A 15,917-nucleotide genomic window follows, 5' to 3' on the forward strand; every position below is an offset into this window, starting at 1 on the left:
GAGAGGTATCGATGAAAGACGCACAGTGTCTGGGTATCCTGCTACCCGAGGATGGTCCTCCCGATTACGAATGGTACGGTTTGGACCAGCGGGGCAAACCTGACGCCGATGAGTTGCCGACCATCGCCGTTGGCAAGGTCCTCAGCGATGGCCACCATGAACACACCGCCCTGATGGCGCTCGGCGCTACCGATCGCCTCGCTGCGGTGGGTGAGTCGCTGGTCAGGGACGCCGGGGCCCGGGCGGTCGTCTGGGCCTGTACCAGCGGCAGCTTCATCGGTGGGCTGGAGTGGTCCATTGCCCAGTCCCGCGAGCTTTCGCAATGGCTCGGTGTGCCCGTCACCAGTACCGCCATGGCGTTTTGTGCTGCCCTGGCCGCGCTCGATCAGCGCAGGGTCGACCTGCTGAGCCCCTATCCACCGGAAGTTACCGAACAGCTGGTGCAGTTCCTGCGTGACAGCGATGTGAAGGTGGATAACCTGCAGGCGCTGAACTGTCCCTACGCGGCCGACTCCCACCGGCTCGATATCGTCACGACAGTACGCGACTTCGCCAACGAACACGGGGCGTCGCGCAACCCCCTGCTGGTGCCCGATACGGCAATCAATACCCTCGAGCTGGTCGAGGCGATGCAGCGTGAAGCTGGCCGGATGGTGTTGACGGCGAATCAGGTGAGCCTGTGGGCGGGCCTGAGGTTGCTGGAACGTCGTGGTGGTCCGGCCCGCTACCTGCAGACGCTCACCGGGACCGACTTGCCGCACTCCTGACATCCCTCGCCAGCACCGAGTCGTGGCGCTGCCTGTAGGGCATAACCTGGGTTAGGAATTCATGAGAAGAGGTTCTGATATGTTCCAAACGGGGCGCGAACATCTGTCATTGGAGGATGAATGAGCGACGAACTGAGCGAGTTCGAGCGGAGCATCAAGCGCGAGATCGATGCCTTCATGAAGCCCGACAACGAGCCGTCGCCGTCGCGCGACCTGCTGGGCGATAAGAAGGACGAGCAAAAAAGTCGTGGCAAGAAGAAGAGTGCCGGCACGGAGGCGGCCGGGAAGTCTGCCCAGTCCTACAAGACCGGACACCTGGTCCGGCTCGCGGTGAGGACGCGCAAGCTGGAAGCCGATACCGTCTTCGAGCATCGCTCCACCAGCATCTCCAAATTGGAAGCCCAGCTCGAGGCCGAGAAGGCGGCCAAGCAGGCCGGCTTCCCGATCATCGGATACGTCATCGACATTCAGAGCCTGTAACGAGAGCCGCCGCGCCTAGGGCGCGACGGCTTGGAACGGCCTCGTCGAAGCGGGCGGTCACTCCTCGAAGTTGGTCTCGGAGTAGAGCACCCGTACACGCAGCGTGTGCTCGACCTGGCGCAGTGCCTCGAGTGCCTGGGGGCCGTAGGCCTTGTCCACGTCGATGACCACGTAGCCAACCTTCTCGTTGGTTTGCAGGTACTGGCCAGAGATGTTGATGTCGTTCTCGGACAGCACCCGGTTGATCTCGGAGAGCACGCCCGGCACGTTGTCGTGGATGTGCAGCACGCGATGCTTGTCCGGGTGAGCGGGCAGCGCCACCTCGGGGAAGTTGACCGAGGTGACGGTGGTGCCGTTGTCCGAGTAGGTGATCATCTTCTCGGAAACCTCGATGCCGATGTTCTCCTGGGCCTCGAGGGTGGAGCCGCCGATGTGCGGGGTGAGGATCACGTTGGGCAGGCCGCGCAGCGGGCTGACGAACTCCTCGTCGTTGCCCTTGGGCTCCACCGGGAAGACGTCGATGGCAGCGCCATAGAGACGGCCGGCCTGAAGCGCTTCGGCCAGGTCCTCGATCACCACCACGCTGCCGCGGGAGGCGTTGATCAGGATGCCGCTGGGCTTCATCAGCGCGAGCTGGTCCTTGGTGATCATCCACTTGGTGGAGGGCAGTTCGGGCACGTGCAGGCTGACCACGTCGGAGCGCGCCAGCAGCTCCTCGAGACTGGCTACCTGGTTGGCGTTGCCCATGCCGAGCTTGGTCACCACGTCGTAGAAGATGACGTTGAAGCCGAGTGACTCGGCCAGTACCGAGAGCTGGGCGCCGATGTTGCCGTAGCCGACGATGCCCAGGGTCTTGCCGCGGGCTTCGTGGGAGGCCTTGGCGCTCTTGAGCCAGCCGCCCTGGTGGGCGCGGGCATTCTTCTCGGGGATGCCGCGCAGCAGCATGATCGCCTCGGCCAGCACCAGCTCGGCCACCGAGCGGGTGTTGGAGTATGGCGCGTTGAATACCGGAATACCGCGCGCGAGCGCCGCGTTGAGGTCGACCTGATTGGTGCCGATGCAGAAACAGCCCACGGCGTTGAGCTTCTCGGCGGCGGCGAACACGCGCTCGTTGAGCTGGGTACGCGAGCGAATGCCGAGGAAGTGCACGTCGCGGATCTTCTCGATCAGCGTGGCTTCGTCGAGCGAGGTGGGTAGATGCTCGATGTTGGTGTAACCGGCATTCAGGAAATTGTCCACCGCGCTCTGGTGGACGCCCTCGAGCAGCAGGATCTTGATCTTGCTCTTGTCCAGGGACGTTTTGGCCATGGTCGAATCAACCCCTTCTAGGTGCGGCGCGTGCGGGAAACAGGGCGCTCATGTTAACACAACCGCTACGCGCGAAGATGAAAATGCTGCGTCGCGAAGATGAGCGAGCTGCACGTTGCGCGACGCAGGCAGACGACCCCTGGGGCAGTGCGTATAGGGCAGTGCGTGTATACTGTGCCTCCTGAAAACAGCGGCGACGAGCTAGAGGTGTCATGGCCGAACGTGACGAGCAGGTGGCAGGCGAGACGGCGAGCGAAGATGCCGAGATCGACTTCGCCGCCACCGTGGAGAGACTGGAGCGGTTGGTGGAGCAGCTGGAGTCCGGTGACCTGTCGCTGGAGGGCTCGCTCGCCGCGTTCGAGCAGGGCGTACGCCTGACCCGTGATGCCCAGCGTCGCCTGGACGAGGCCGAGCTGCGGGTACGCACTTTGATCGAACGTCCCGACGGCAACATCGATTTCGCCCCCTTCGACACCCCGGCAGGAGAGGACGAGAGTGAACGCTGACTCGCTCGCGGCCCATCTGGCCGCCGACCGGGCGCGCGTCGACGCTTGCCTGGCCAGGTTGTTCGAGACGCGCCAGCCGCCGGCGCCGCGGCTGGAGGCGGCCATGCGCCACGGGCTGCTGGTGGGCGGCAAGCGCTTGCGTCCGCTGCTGGTCTACCTTGCCGGGCGCGCGTTGGGCGCGAGCGACGAGGCACTCGACGCTCCGGCGGCAGCCATCGAGCTGATCCATGCCTATTCGCTGGTACATGACGACCTGCCGGCCATGGACGACGACGACTTGCGCCGCGGCCAGCCCACGGTGCATCGCGCCTTCGACGAGGCCACGGCGATACTCGCCGGCGATGCGCTGCAGACACTGGCCTTCGAAGTGCTCGCCCGTGCCGCCCATCCACGCCTGCCGGCACTGATGCTGACGCTGGCCACCGCCGCCGGGCGCGATGGCATGGTCGGTGGTCAGGCGCTGGACCTGGCCGCCGTTGGCGGCCACCCTGACGTGGAAGCCTTGGCCACCATGCATGGGCACAAGACCGGCGCGCTGATCCGTGCTGCCGTGCGCATGGGGGCGTTGACCGCCGTGGCCGAGCACGATCCCCGCGTCGAAGCGCTGGATCGCTACGCCGCAGCGCTCGGCCTGGCCTTTCAGATTCACGACGACGTTCTCGACGTCACCGGCGATACCCGGACTCTGGGCAAGACTTCGGGCGCCGACGCCGCGCGCGACAAGCCGACCTATCCGGCGCTGCTGGGCCTCGAGGGGGCCCGGGGCAAGGCCAGCGAGCTCACCGACGAGGCCCTGCTGGCCCTGGCGCCGCTGGGCGAGGCGGGCAAACCGCTGGCACAGCTGGCCCGATACATGATCGAGCGCGACCACTAGCCACACGGCATGACAGCCAGGACGACCGAACCGCACATGAAGCTCTACGATGTAATTCCTGTCGAGCGCCCGCTGACCCCGCTGCTCGATTCGCTGGACACGCCGGCGGCACTGCGGGCCATGACGAACGCCCAGCTACTGCAGGTGGCCGACGAGCTGCGCGCTTACCTGCTCTACAGCGTGGGCCGCAGCGGTGGCCACTTCGGCGCCGGCCTGGGCGTGGTGGAACTCACCGTGGCGCTGCACCATGCGCTGGAGACGCCCCACGACCGACTGGTGTGGGATGTCGGTCACCAGGCCTATCCGCACAAGATCCTCACCGGCCGGCGCGAGGCAATGCCCAGCATTCGCCAGTACGGCGGTCTGGCCGCCTTCCCGCGGCGCGCCGAGTCGCCTTACGACACCTTCGGCGTGGGACATTCCAGCACCTCGATCTCGGCGGCGCTGGGCATGGCCCTGGCCAGCGCGACCCGTGGCGACAGGCGCCGGGTCTGCGCGGTGATCGGCGACGGCGCGCTGACCGCCGGCATGGCCTTCGAGGCGTTGGCCCATGCCGGCCATCTGGATGCCAACCTGCTGGTGGTGCTCAACGACAATGAGATGTCGATCTCCGAGAACGTCGGAGGGATTGCCAGCTATCTCGCAGGCATCCTGTCGAGCAAGCCTTATCTCACCTTCCGCGAAGAGGGCAAGCGAGTGCTCTCCCGCCTGCCTGGCGCGCTGGAGCTGGCGCGGCGCACCGAAGAACATATGAAGGGCATGGTCAGCCCGGCCACGCTGTTCGAGGAGATGGGCTTCAACTACATCGGTCCGCTCGATGGCCACGACCTGCCCACGCTGATCCAGACCCTGCGCAATATCCGCGACCTCGATGGCCCACAGTTCCTCCACGTGAAGACCCGCAAGGGGCGTGGCTTCCTCCCCGCCGAGGCCGACCCCATCGGCTATCACGCCATCACCAAGCTGGAAAAGAGTGAACCGGAGAAGAACGTCGAGGCGCCGCTCAGCAAGCCCGCCGCACCGATCAGGAAGAAATTGAGCGATTCAATGCGCCCGCAGCCGCGCAAGTATTGCAACGTCTTTGGCCAGTGGCTGTGCGACATGGCCGCTGCCGACGAGCGGTTGATCGGCATCACCCCGGCGATGCGCGAAGGCTCCGACCTGATCCGCTTCTCCAAGGAGTACCCTGAGCGCTACTACGACGTGGCCATCGCCGAGCAGCACGCGGTGACGCTGGCCGCCGGCATGGCTTGCGAGGCGATGAAGCCGGTGGTGGCGATCTACTCCACCTTCCTGCAGCGCGGCTACGATCAGCTGATCCACGACGTGGCGGTACAGGAGCTCGACGTCACCTTCGCCATCGACCGCGCCGGCCTGGTGGGCGAGGATGGCCCCACCCACCACGGCAGCATGGACCTCTCCTACCTGCGCTGTGTACCGGGCATGGTGATCCTGGCGCCGGCCGACGAGGCGGAATGCCGTGCCATGCTCAGCGCCGCCTATCACTATCCGGGCCCCGCCGCGGTGCGCTATCCCCGTGGCAATGGGCCGGGGGTCGAGGTGCCTCGGCACCTCGAGCCGCTGGAGATCGGCAAGGCCGAGCTGCGACGCGAGAGCGGCGCCGAGCCGGGCAAGCGGGTCGCCCTGCTGGCTTTCGGCAGCCTCAACGGCCCTGCCGCCAAGGTTGCCGAGGCCCTCGACGCCACACATCTCAACATGCGCTCGGTGAAGCCGCTGGACCGCGAGGCGATCCTGGCCGCCGCCGCCGACCACGAGCTGCTGGTCACCCTGGAGGAGAACGTAGTGGCCGGCGGCGCCGGCAGCAGCGTGAACGAGCTGCTCGCCGCCGAAGGCGTACAGGTCGCCTTGCTCAACCTGGGCCTGCCCGACGCCTTCGTCGAGCACGGCAAGCCCGCCGAGCTGTTGACCGAATGCGGCCTGGATGCGGCTGGCATCGAGGCGTCGATTCGCGCCCGCCTCGCCTGATCCCACCTCGCCTGTCCCCTCTACCGGCCGGGCATTGCCCGGCCGAATTCTGTCAGCCGTTGCAGCTGGCGTTTTTCATGCCCGCAAGTCCTTACTCGATTCGCCGACCGAGGCAATTGGCGTATCTGCTTGCCCTATATTTCTTATATTCCTGTAGCTAATTTCCTACACGGTTTGTAAGACATTGCCGATAGGGCATGTCGCTTTATGCTGACGTGGTCTCGACAATCCGCACCGTTCCGGCGCTGCCGGCGGAATCGTGTAAGCCTGTGCCACGTGATGTCATGGCTTTGTAACTGGAAGGCGGGGAATTGAGCCGTTTGGCACGTGCTGCCCATCTGATTACCCTCACGCCTCACGAGCAAGGGGATAACGCTTCTTACCTACCGCCGAACGCATCTGCCTGAGGACACCGGGCCGATGCGGGTGGGTCGTGGGGCGTTGCCGGTAAAGCTAAAGCATAGCGATTTCGAGCATAGCGATTCCAACAGGGCGGCCACCAGGGGGCTTCAGCATGGCGAAGGAAGGAACCGTTGCGCCAAAAGAGCGCATCAACATCAAGTACGTGCCGGCCACCGGCGATCAGCAGGCGGAAACCGAACTGCCGCTCAAGCTGTTGGTGGTAGGCGATTTCAAGGGCGGTGCCGAGGCCACGCCGATCGAGGCGCGGGAAAAGGTCTCGGTGGACAAGAACAATTTCCAGTCGGTGATGCGTGAAGCCGGCCTGGAGTTGACGACCAGCGTGCCCAATCGCCTGGAAGAGGGCGAGGAAGCCGGTGATCTGGCGGTCAATCTCAAGTTCAAGTCGCTCGAGGATTTTACGCCCGACAGCGTGGCGCGCCAGGTGCCGGAGCTGAGCAAGCTGGTCGCACTGCGCGAGGCGCTGGTCGCTCTCAAGGGGCCGCTTGGCAACGTGCCGGCTTTCCGTGACCAGTTGCAGAAGTTGATGGAAAGCGAAGAGGCGCGGGCCCAACTGCTCTCCGAGCTCGAACTGCTGGATTCGCAGGACGACTCCCGCGACTGACGCACCCATGACAACGCACCACGGCGACGCCGAGCCATAGTGCGGCGTGCGCCGGGCAGGCAAAGGATTCGAGGCACCGACAATGAGCGATATGGCACAAGCGCAGGGACAGGCCGCCGAGGCCCAGGCCGAGGGCTCCCTTCTCGATCAGGTAATGGCGCAGACCCGCATGGCGCCGACCGAGGAGGGCTACGACATCGCCAAGCAGGGCGTGGCGGCTTTCATCGCCGAACTGCTGCAGAGCAAGGATGATGCTCCGCAGGTCAACAAGGCGGTGGTCGACCGCATGATCGTCGAACTCGATCGCAAGATCGGCAATCAGGTCGACGAGATCCTCCACGACCGCAGCTTCCAGCAGATCGAATCGGCCTGGCGCGGCCTCAAGCTGCTGGTCGATCGCACCGACTTCCGCCAGAACATCAAGCTCGACCTGCTGCATGCCACCAAGGAAGAGCTACTGGAAGATTTCGAGTTCGCTCCAGAACTCAGCCAGAGCGGACTCTACCAGCATGTGTATGCGGCCGAGTACGGTCAGTTCGGCGGTGAGCCGGTAGGTGCCATCATCGGCAACTACGACTTCTCGCCCTCGACCCCCGACATCAAGCTGCTGCAGTTCACCGCCGCGGTGGGCGCCATGGCCCATGCGCCGTTCCTCTCCTCGGTGGCGCCGAGCTTCTTCGGCATCGATAGCTTCCAGGAGCTGCCCAACATCAAGGACTTCAAGGCGATTTTCGAAGGGCCCAAGTACGCCCGCTGGCGTAGCCTGCGCGAGTCCGAGGATGCCCGTTACCTGGGCCTGACCGCACCGCGCTTCCTGCTGCGCATGCCCTATGATCCGGTGGAGAACCCGGTCAAGACCTTCCACTACCGTGAGACGGTCAGCGAGAACCACGAGCACTACCTGTGGGGCAACACCGCCTACCTGCTCGCCGAGCGCCTCACTGACAGCTTCGCCAAGTACCGCTGGTGCCCCAACATCATCGGGCCGCAGAGCGGCGGCGCGGTGGAAAACCTGCCGGTGCATACCTACGAGGCGCTGGGTCAGCTGCAGGCCAAGATTCCCACCGAGGTGCTGGTCACCGACCGCCGCGAGTTCGAGATGTCCGAGGAGGGCTTCATCTCGCTGACCATGCGCAAGGGCAGCGACAACGCCGCCTTCTTCTCGGCCAACTCGGTGCAGAAGCCCAAGGTATTCCCCAACACGCCCGAGGGCAAGGCCGCCGAGACCAACTACAAGCTCGGTACCCAACTGCCCTACATGTTCATCGTCAATCGCCTGGCCCACTACATCAAGGTGCTGCAGCGCGAGCAGATCGGTTCCTGGAAGGAGCGCCAGGACCTCGAGCGCGAGCTCAACGTGTGGATTCGCCAGTACGTTGCCGATCAGGAGAACCCGCCGGCCGAGGTGCGCAGCCGCCGTCCGCTGCGGGCCGCCTCGATCCAGGTCTCCGACGTCGAGGGCGACCCGGGCTGGTACCAGGTGTCGCTGGCCGTGCGTCCGCACTTCAAGTACATGGGCGCCAACTTCGAGCTGTCGCTGGTGGGTCGCCTGGACAAGGAGTAAGGGGAGGGCGCGGCCATGACACTTCACCGTGGCGGCGTACTCGGCAACCGGCTGTTCGAGCGCCTGGCGGCAACCGAGCAGCCGGAGGGTACCGCTGCCGAGGCCAGCCTCACCGAGATCGTCGAGTCCATCAAGCGCCATCTGGTCGATCTACTCAACAGCCACCCGGGACACAGCGAATGCGCCCCCGAGCTGGGACTGCTCGACTTCAACGACGCGACCATCGGCGTGCTCGATCTGGAGCGCAACATCCAGCGTGCCATTCGCCAGTGTATCGAGCGTTTCGAGCCTCGCGTCCGACGGGTAGAGGTCGAATCGCTGCCGCGTGGCAGCGACCCGCTGCAGCTGCGCTTTCAGGTGCATGCCACGGTGGAGCTCGGACGTGACCAGGGCGAGGCCACTATCGACCTTTTGCTCAACGATAAACGCTATCAGTGCCTGAACTGAGCAGCTGAGGCGAAAGAACGCAACAACACAAGAACACAAGCACCAGGGAACGAGGCGCGCATGCTCAATCGATACTACCGGGACGAGCTCGACTACCTGAAGCTGCAAGGACGGGAGTTCGCCGAGGCCAATCCTGGCCTCAGCCGCTTCCTCTCCGAGCGCAGCACCGACCCGGACGTCGAGCGCCTGTTGGAGGGGTTCGCCTTCCTCACTGGCCGCATGCGCGAGAAGGTCGAGGACGAGTTTCCCGAACTGACTCACTCGCTGATCGCCATGCTGTGGCCCAATTACCTGCGTCCGGTGCCGAGCATGACGATCATGCAGTTCACGCCCCGGCAGGGGGCGTTGAGCGAGGACCAGAACGTAGCAGCGGGCACCCTGGTGGCAGCGCGGCCGATCGACGGCACCGCCTGCCGCTTTCGCACCTGTCACGACGTGACCCTCTATCCGCTGATTCATGCGGGGGTCGAGGCACGGCATTCACGCGAGTCCTCGATCGTCGAACTCGCCCTCGACGTGGATGGCGATCAGCCTCTCGATACGCTGGGGGTCGACCACCTGCGCCTGCACCTGGGCGGGGGTGGCTATACCGCGCGCACCCTTTACCTGTGGTTGGGCCACTACCTTTCGCGCCTGGAACTGGAGATCGACGGTACCGTCGTACCGCTGCCTCGCGACATGCTCGCTCCGGTCGGCTTCGATCGCGAGCATGCGCTGCTGCCCTATCCGCGCAACGTCCATCAGGGCTATCGCATTCTGCAGGAGTACCTCTGTTTCCCCGAGGCGTTCCACTTCGTCGATCTGGTCGGGCTGGGCCGCCACCTGCCGCCGCGGCAAGCCCCGCGGATCGTGCTGCGCTTCGTCTTCTCGCGCACGCTGCCGGCGGATGCCAAGGTGCGCGATGAGCACCTGGCGCTCTATTGCGCTCCGGCGATCAACCTGTTCAATCACGACGCCGATCCCATCGATCTCAACGGCGAGCGCAGCGAATACCGCATTCGCCCCAGCAGCCGCTCAGCGGAGCACTTTGAGGTGTTCAGCGTCGACGCGGTACAGGGCTGGCTGGAGAGCGACAGCGGCAAGCTGCGCGGCGAACCGCGTCACTATGTGCCGTTCGAGAGCTTCCAGCACCAGATCGAGCGCGACCGCGGCCGCGAGGCGCGCTACTTCCGGGTGCGCGTGCGCGACAGCCTGCGCGGCGACGGCTTCGATCACGACATCGCCTTCGTGCGCGGCGACGAGCAGGCCTGCCTGGGCATGCGCGAGACCGTCTCGCTGCGTCTGACCTGCAGCAACCGCGCCCTGCCCGAGCGGCTGGCGGTAGGGGATATCAGCGCCACCACCGACACCAGCCCAGTGATCGCCGCCTATCGCAACATCACCCGGCCCACGCCGGCGCTGCGGCCGACCCTGGACGGCAGCCTGCTATGGACGCTGATCTCCAACCTCTCGCTCAACTACCTGTCGCTGCTCGAGCGCGACGCCCTGTGCTCGATACTGCGCGCCTATGATTTTCGCGCTCTGGTCGACCGCCAGGCCGAGCGGATCTCGCAGAAGCGCCTGGCCGGGGTGGTGAGCATCGAAACCCGCTCCATCGACCGGCTCAAGCGTGGGCTGCCGGTACGCGGCCTGCGTTCGGTCATGACCCTGGATCAGGAAGCCTTCGGCGATGAGGGCAGCCTTTATCTCTTTGGCAGCGTGCTGGCGCGTTTCTTCTCGCTCTACGCCAGCATCAACTCGTTCCATGAACTGCACGTCGTCAATCGTCACAACCAGGAACGTTACGCATGGACCTTACAGTCGGGCCAACAACCCCTGATCTAGCCCCGGCGGCCCTGATCGAGGGGGCCCGGCGCTACGATTTCTATCAGCTCGTCGAGCTGCTGCACCGTCACCACGACGACGACCTCGAGCGTGCCGCCAACGTGCGCCCGGGCCGCGAGCGGGTGCGTTTCAGCGCCTCGGCGTCACTCGGCTTCCCGGGTAGCGACGTGGTGGCGCTCGAGCCCCGCCCCAGCGGCGAGTATGCGCTGGAAGTGAGTTTCTTCGGCTTGCAGGGAGCCCAGTCGCCGCTACCCGGCTACTACTTGGAGTCGCTGGCCCACGAGGCGGCCCACCACGAAGGGGTCGCCCGCGACTTCCTCGACTTCTTCAACCACCGCTTGCTGACCCTGGTGCATCGCAGCTGGCGCAAGTATCGCCACTACGTGCGCTACCAGGACGGCGCCAGCGACGGCTTCTCCGCCGCGGTGTTCGCCCTGGTAGGGCTGGCAGACGAGGACCTGCGCGGCGAGACGCCTATCAACTGGGGCAAGATGCTCGCCTACGCCGGCCTGCTGGCGGGGCGCTCGCGCTCCCCGAGGTGGTCGAGAGCGTGGTCGGCCACTGCTTCGACCTCGACGACGTGAGCGTCGAGCAGTGGGTGCACCGCTGGGTCGAGATTCCCGAGGACCAGCGCAGCCGCACCGGCCTCGGTGGCATGACCCTGGGAGAGGACATGGTGGCCGGCGAGCGGGTCGCCGACGTGGGCGGCAAGTTTGCTCTATGCCTGAAAGGGCTCAGCCTCGCCCGCTTTCGCGACTTCCTGCCCGACGGCCGCGAACATGCGCCGCTCAAGACACTGGTCAGCTTCGTGCTGCGCGAGCCGCTGGCCTACGACCTCGAACTCGAGCTGCTGGAGAGTGCGGTGCAGCCCATGCGCCTTGGCGACCACGGCTGCTGTCAGCTCGGTTGGACCACTTTCGTCAATCCCGAATCCGGTGCCGCCTCGCGGCGACGCCGGGTGCGCATCCAGATGACGGGGTAAACCCATGTCCTTTGTTACCCGACCCCAGGCCGCTGCAGATGCCGTGACGCTGGTGGTGATCAACAGCGAACGGCTGGAGGGGCGCTCCACCAGCAGCCATGTCTTCCCGGCCGCGGGGGGCACCCTGGGCAGCGCCGAGAGCGACGACTGGCTGCTGCAGGACCACGCCGGGCGCATCCGCCCGCGCATGCCGAGATCCGCCTGTCCGACGGTCAGTTCTGCCTGATCGACCGCAGTGGCCACACCTTCATCAACCACGCCACCCTGCCGCTTGGCCGCGATCGCCGGGTCGCCCTGCGCGACGGTGACGAACTCGGCCTCGGCGAGTACCGGGTGCGCGTGCACCTGGGCGACCGACAGGCCGGGCTACCCGGCTCCCAGCCGCTCGCGACGTTGATCGATGCAGAGTACGAGGTGCTGGCGGACCAGGGCGTGGCGCCCTACCGCGCGATGGCGGCGGTGCCTTTTCCGCCGCCGCGTCGCGACGACCCCCTCGAGGCGCTGGGTGAAGCCACGCCGGGCTTCAGCCAGCGCGATCCGCTCACGGCGCTGTCCTGTGACGGCGAACCGGAGGCCGAGGAAGGAACGCTGCTGGACACCCTCGAGGAGGCGGGCTGGGGGGAAGCCATACCACATGAACCGCAGGGGCGGCGCGAGGCGCCGTCGACGAATCGACGATACGAGGACGAGTCACAGATGAACCGGGAAATGGACGAAGGGTTGTTGAACGATCTGGAACGCTCCGTCGGCGAGCAACTCGAGGAGCGCTGGCAGGATGCCGTGCCGTCGAGCGCCTCACCCGCCGGTACCGACCCGCTGCTCCGCGCCTTGGGGGCCGAGCTGCGCTTCGCCGACAGCGAGGAGCAGCTCAACTTCCTCGCCGAGGCCGGCCACACCCTGCGCGCCGCGATCGAGGGGCTGCAGGCGCTCCACCGGGCTCAGGACGATAGCCGCTATCCATTGCGCGACCGCCGCCTGCAGCCGATCGAGGACAACCCGCTGCGCCTGGGCCAGCCCTACCGTGACACCGTGGAAACCCTGTTCTCCGCGCGCCGCAGCCCGGTGCACCTCTCGGCGCCGGCCGCGGTGGCCGAATGCCTGAACCATCAGGGCCAGCACCAGGCGGCGGTGGAGGAGGCCATCGGCGAGGCGCTGCAGGCGATTCTCGATGCCTTCGCTCCGCAGGCTTTGCTCAAGCGCTTCCACGCCTATCGCGGTGCCGGTAACCGGCTCGACGACGAGGGCAGCTGGGCCTGGGAGATGTACCGCCACTACTACCAGGAGCTCAACTCCGGCCGCCAGCAGGGCTTCGCCAAGCTGTTCTGGGAGGTGTTCGAGCAGGCCTACGACCAATCGGTGCGGCGCCAGCAGCGCGAAGCCAAGTGAACACAACAAGACGGGACGCAGGAAACATGAGCACAAGACTTTTGCGCGCAAGCAAGGCCTCGGAGCGCTCCTTGGCGTGGCTGGCGGTGCTGCTGATGGCGTTGGTGCTGAGCGGTTGCACCACCGCCAGCAAGACCTGGCAGGTGATGCGTGATCCCTCGATCCCGGTGGGCTATCCGGAGGATCGTCCGAGCCGGGTCGACCTCGCCATGCTGGCGGAGTTCGACGTCAACCCCAATTTCGAGGGCGACGGTACGCCGCTGCGCTTCCAGATCCTGCAGCTCAAGGACGACTCGATGCTGATGGCGGCCGACCATCATCAGCTGCGCGATGACCTGGAAGGCGCCTTGGGTACCAACTACCTGACTCACGACGATTTCACCCTGCTGCCCGGGCAGTGGAAGTTCTACGAACCGTTCGAAATCGATGAGGAGACCCGCTACATCGGCTTGATCGCCTTCTACAGCGACCCCGACCAGGCCGAATGGAAGAAGGTGGTGAAGGTCGCCTCGCGCAGCGAGGACTACCACCTGCTGGTGCACCTGCGTGCCAGCGAGGCCGAACTGAGGAAGGAAGACTGATGGCCAGCCGCAACCGAGTGGTATGGAGCGAGGGTCTGTTCATCAAGCCGCAGCACTTCCAGCAGCAGCAGCGCAGCCTGGAAGGCTTGCTCGAGGCGCGGCTGCGCGGTATCAGTCACACCCTCTACGGCTTCCAGACCCTGGAACTCAATGCCGAATACCTGAGTTTCGGGCGCATCGCCATCAGCCGCGCCAGCGGCGTGATGCCCGACGGCACGGCGTTCCAGCTGCCCGATGACGACATCGAGCCGCAGCCACTGGAGATCGATGACGCCGGTATCGCCAACCAGCTCGTCTACCTGTGCCTGCCGCTGGCCACCGATGCGGTGGGTGAGGTGCGCTGGCCCGACGACAATCTGCCGACCCGCTATCGCCTGGCCCAGCGCAGCGTGCGCGACCTGCACTCCCGCGACGGCGACACCGCGATGCTCGACGTCGCCCGGGTCGCCCCCAGGCTGCTGCTCGAGCGCGACGACCGCAGTGCCTACACCTGCCTGGCGGTGGCGCGCATTCACGAGCGTCGCCCCGATGGCAGCCTGGTGCTCGACGAGCAGTTCATTCCCACCCTGCTCAACGTCCAGGCGGCGCCGGTACTGCAGCGCTTCGTCGGCGAGATGGCTGGGCTGATGCGCGAGCGCGCGCGCAACATCGCCCATCGCCTGGCCTCGCCGCACCAGGCTGGCGTGGCCGACGTCTCCGACTTCATGCTGCTGCAGCTGCTCAACCGCGCCCAGCCGCGCTTCCAGCATCTGGCGCGCCTGGGGCACCTGCACCCGGAGCGGCTGTTCGCCACCATGCTGGAGACCGCCAGCGAGCTGGTGACTTTTACCGACGAGTCGCGCCTTCCGCCGGAGTACCCGGCCTATGACCATGACCACCCCGAGCGTGCCTTCCGCCTGCTGATGCAGAGCCTGCGTCAGGCGCTCTCCACAGTGCTCGAGCCTCGTGCGCTGGCGATCCAGCTGCAGTCGCGGCGCTACGGCCTGCTGGTGGCCCCGCTGGCAGACCCGGCCCTGCTCGACAGTGCCGACTTCATCCTTGCGGTGCGCGCCGACATGCCCAACGAGCGGCTGCGCAAGCTGTTCCTGCAGCAGACCAAGGTGGCCAGCGTCGAGCGCATTCGCGATCTCATCAGCCTGCAGCTGCCCGGCGTGCCGCTCGAGCCGCTGCCGGTGGCCCCGCGCGAACTGCCCTATCACGCCGGCTACAGCTACTTCCGCCTCGACCGGCAGAGCCAGGCCTGGAGCATGCTCGATGGCGCCAGCGGCTTCGCCTTTCACGTGGCGGGGGAATTTCCGGGGCTGGAGCTGCAGTTCTGGGCGATCAGGAGCTAAGCCATGCAAGAACTTGCCACCACGCAACACGAACCCGAGGTTGGCGCCGTGGCGCGCTACGCCGCCACTCGTCACGAGGACCGCATCGACGAACGCGGTCTGGAGCGGCTGATCCACAGCCACGCCGAGCAACTCGATGCCGACGAGGACTACTGGTTCCGCCTGCGCGGCCATAACCTCAACCCGCTGGTGGATGCCGCCAGTTCGCTGTTGGGCATGGTGCTGCGGGTGCGCCAGCTCGACGGCATGAGCGACATCGACCGGCTCTACCGCCAGGTGGTCGACGAGATCGCGGCGATCGAGATCGAACTCACCGAGCAGGGCTACGACCGCCCCACGCTGTTGGCCTTCCGCTACGTGCTCTGTTCGTTCATCGACGAAGCGGTGATGGGCACGCCCTGGGGCCAGCAGAGCCGCTGGGCCGAGCACTCGCTGCTGACTCGCTTCCACAACGAGACCTGGGGCGGCGAGAAGGTCTTCTCGATCCTCGCCCGGCTGCAGCAGGAGCCGCAGCGCTACCGCGACATGCTGGCGTTCATCTACCTCTGTCTGTGCCTCGGTTTCGAGGGCGCTACAAGGTCATGGACCACGGTCGCGAGGAGTACGAACACATCGTGCGCACCCTCGGCGACCAGTTGGCAGCACTCGGCGACACCCCCGACGACAGCCTGACCCAGCCGCTCGACAATGTCGTGCCGGGCCGTCGCCACCGCGGCCGTGGCCTGCCGGTGTGGGGCGTCTTCGCGCTGTTCGCCGTCGCCATGGTCGGTGCCTACCTGGGCTTCGCTTGGTCGCTCGACCAGCAGGCAGCCCAGGTCGGCACCCTTCTCGACCAGATCACTCGTTAGGAGACA

Annotated in this window: 14 protein-coding genes and 2 pseudogenes; 15 read left to right on the forward strand and 1 reads right to left on the reverse strand. The window is 66.0% G+C overall.

The window, feature by feature from the left end:
* Positions 1 to 11: 11 nt before the first annotated feature.
* Both EKK97_RS00600 and EKK97_RS00605 read left to right on the forward strand, forming a co-directional pair.
* Entirely contained in the window at positions 12 to 767 is a 756-nt protein-coding gene (locus tag EKK97_RS00600) for an aspartate racemase/maleate isomerase family protein (RefSeq protein WP_159547954.1), read from the forward strand.
* A gap of 120 nt (positions 768 to 887) precedes the next feature.
* Positions 888 to 1,247, forward strand: coding sequence for a hypothetical protein (locus tag EKK97_RS00605; RefSeq protein ID WP_159547955.1), 360 nt, complete (start codon positions 888 to 890; stop codon positions 1,245 to 1,247).
* Between the two features lie 57 nt (positions 1,248 to 1,304).
* Here the strand turns inward: EKK97_RS00605 and serA are convergent, their stop codons facing one another.
* Positions 1,305 to 2,555 carry a phosphoglycerate dehydrogenase gene (gene serA / locus EKK97_RS00610; protein WP_159547956.1) on the reverse strand — a complete coding sequence of 417 codons (1,251 nt, stop codon included), beginning with the start codon at positions 2,553 to 2,555 and terminating at the stop codon, positions 1,305 to 1,307.
* Between the two features lie 212 nt (positions 2,556 to 2,767).
* Here serA and EKK97_RS00615 point away from each other — a divergent pair, with 212 nt between their 5' ends.
* The 13 genes and pseudogenes from EKK97_RS00615 to icmH all read left to right on the forward strand — a co-directional run bounded on the left by EKK97_RS00615 (position 2,768) and on the right by icmH (position 15,911).
* Positions 2,768 to 3,061 carry an exodeoxyribonuclease VII small subunit gene (locus EKK97_RS00615; protein ID WP_159547958.1) on the forward strand — a complete coding sequence of 98 codons (294 nt, stop codon included), beginning with the start codon at positions 2,768 to 2,770 and terminating at the stop codon, positions 3,059 to 3,061.
* Complete coding sequence (ispA, locus tag EKK97_RS00620; protein WP_159547960.1) at positions 3,051 to 3,935, forward strand: (2E,6E)-farnesyl diphosphate synthase; 885 nt, start codon at positions 3,051 to 3,053, stop codon at positions 3,933 to 3,935. The genes EKK97_RS00615 and ispA overlap by 11 nt, the downstream gene beginning before the upstream one ends.
* Positions 3,936 to 3,971: 36 nt before the next feature.
* Positions 3,972 to 5,921 carry a 1-deoxy-D-xylulose-5-phosphate synthase gene (dxs, locus tag EKK97_RS00625; protein ID WP_159547962.1) on the forward strand — a complete coding sequence of 650 codons (1,950 nt, stop codon included), beginning with the start codon at positions 3,972 to 3,974 and terminating at the stop codon, positions 5,919 to 5,921.
* A 514-nt stretch (positions 5,922 to 6,435) separates the two neighbouring features.
* Complete coding sequence (tssB, locus tag EKK97_RS00630; protein WP_159547963.1) at positions 6,436 to 6,945, forward strand: type VI secretion system contractile sheath small subunit; 510 nt, start codon at positions 6,436 to 6,438, stop codon at positions 6,943 to 6,945.
* Between the two features lie 82 nt (positions 6,946 to 7,027).
* Complete coding sequence (gene tssC, locus EKK97_RS00635; protein WP_159547965.1) at positions 7,028 to 8,509, forward strand: type VI secretion system contractile sheath large subunit; 1,482 nt, start codon at positions 7,028 to 7,030, stop codon at positions 8,507 to 8,509.
* Positions 8,510 to 8,524: 15 nt separating this feature from the next.
* Positions 8,525 to 8,956 (forward strand): type VI secretion system baseplate subunit TssE, encoded by a 432-nt coding sequence (tssE, locus tag EKK97_RS00640; protein ID WP_159547967.1) that lies wholly within the window; start codon positions 8,525 to 8,527, stop codon positions 8,954 to 8,956.
* Between the two features lie 60 nt (positions 8,957 to 9,016).
* Positions 9,017 to 10,780 carry a type VI secretion system baseplate subunit TssF gene (gene tssF / locus EKK97_RS00645; RefSeq protein WP_159547969.1) on the forward strand — a complete coding sequence of 588 codons (1,764 nt, stop codon included), beginning with the start codon at positions 9,017 to 9,019 and terminating at the stop codon, positions 10,778 to 10,780.
* Positions 10,744 to 11,762: pseudogene (gene tssG / locus EKK97_RS00650) on the forward strand (type VI secretion system baseplate subunit TssG). The gene tssF and the pseudogene tssG overlap by 37 nt, the downstream one beginning before the upstream one ends.
* A gap of 4 nt (positions 11,763 to 11,766) precedes the next feature.
* Positions 11,767 to 11,988, forward strand: coding sequence for a hypothetical protein (locus EKK97_RS00655; protein WP_159547971.1), 222 nt, complete (start codon positions 11,767 to 11,769; stop codon positions 11,986 to 11,988).
* A complete protein-coding gene (gene tagH, locus EKK97_RS00660) occupies positions 11,910 to 13,148 on the forward strand; it encodes a type VI secretion system-associated FHA domain protein TagH (protein ID WP_159555639.1) in 1,239 nt (412 codons plus the stop codon). The genes EKK97_RS00655 and tagH overlap by 79 nt, the downstream gene beginning before the upstream one ends.
* Positions 13,149 to 13,174: 26 nt before the next feature.
* Complete coding sequence (gene tssJ, locus EKK97_RS00665) at positions 13,175 to 13,729, forward strand: type VI secretion system lipoprotein TssJ (protein ID WP_159547973.1); 555 nt, start codon at positions 13,175 to 13,177, stop codon at positions 13,727 to 13,729.
* A complete protein-coding gene (tssK, locus tag EKK97_RS00670; RefSeq protein ID WP_159547975.1) occupies positions 13,729 to 15,063 on the forward strand; it encodes a type VI secretion system baseplate subunit TssK in 1,335 nt (444 codons plus the stop codon). Before tssJ ends, tssK begins: the two co-directional genes overlap by 1 nt.
* Before the next feature lie 216 nt (positions 15,064 to 15,279).
* A pseudogene (gene icmH / locus EKK97_RS00675) lies at positions 15,280 to 15,911 on the forward strand (type IVB secretion system protein IcmH/DotU).
* The last annotated feature ends 6 nt before the right edge of the window (positions 15,912 to 15,917 follow it).

The sequence above is a fragment of the Billgrantia tianxiuensis genome (assembly GCF_009834345.1).
GTDB lineage: Bacteria > Pseudomonadota > Gammaproteobacteria > Pseudomonadales > Halomonadaceae > Halomonas > Halomonas tianxiuensis.

What these genes read in the sequence shown, in the direction of transcription:
- EKK97_RS00600 (WP_159547954.1), top strand. Translation starts at nt 12, where the DNA reads ATGAAAGACGCACAGTGTCTGGGTATCCTGCTACCCGAGGATGGTCCT.
- EKK97_RS00605 (WP_159547955.1), top strand. Translation starts at nt 888, where the DNA reads ATGAGCGACGAACTGAGCGAGTTCGAGCGGAGCATCAAGCGCGAGATC.
- serA (WP_159547956.1), bottom strand. Translation starts at nt 2,555, where the DNA reads ATGGCCAAAACGTCCCTGGACAAGAGCAAGATCAAGATCCTGCTGCTC.
- EKK97_RS00615 (WP_159547958.1), top strand. Translation starts at nt 2,768, where the DNA reads ATGGCCGAACGTGACGAGCAGGTGGCAGGCGAGACGGCGAGCGAAGAT.
- dxs (WP_159547962.1), top strand. Translation starts at nt 3,972, where the DNA reads ATGAAGCTCTACGATGTAATTCCTGTCGAGCGCCCGCTGACCCCGCTG.
- tssB (WP_159547963.1), top strand. Translation starts at nt 6,436, where the DNA reads ATGGCGAAGGAAGGAACCGTTGCGCCAAAAGAGCGCATCAACATCAAG.
- tssC (WP_159547965.1), top strand. Translation starts at nt 7,028, where the DNA reads ATGAGCGATATGGCACAAGCGCAGGGACAGGCCGCCGAGGCCCAGGCC.
- tssE (WP_159547967.1), top strand. Translation starts at nt 8,525, where the DNA reads ATGACACTTCACCGTGGCGGCGTACTCGGCAACCGGCTGTTCGAGCGC.
- tssF (WP_159547969.1), top strand. Translation starts at nt 9,017, where the DNA reads ATGCTCAATCGATACTACCGGGACGAGCTCGACTACCTGAAGCTGCAA.
- EKK97_RS00655 (WP_159547971.1), top strand. Translation starts at nt 11,767, where the DNA reads ATGTCCTTTGTTACCCGACCCCAGGCCGCTGCAGATGCCGTGACGCTG.
- tssJ (WP_159547973.1), top strand. Translation starts at nt 13,175, where the DNA reads ATGAGCACAAGACTTTTGCGCGCAAGCAAGGCCTCGGAGCGCTCCTTG.
- tssK (WP_159547975.1), top strand. Translation starts at nt 13,729, where the DNA reads ATGGCCAGCCGCAACCGAGTGGTATGGAGCGAGGGTCTGTTCATCAAG.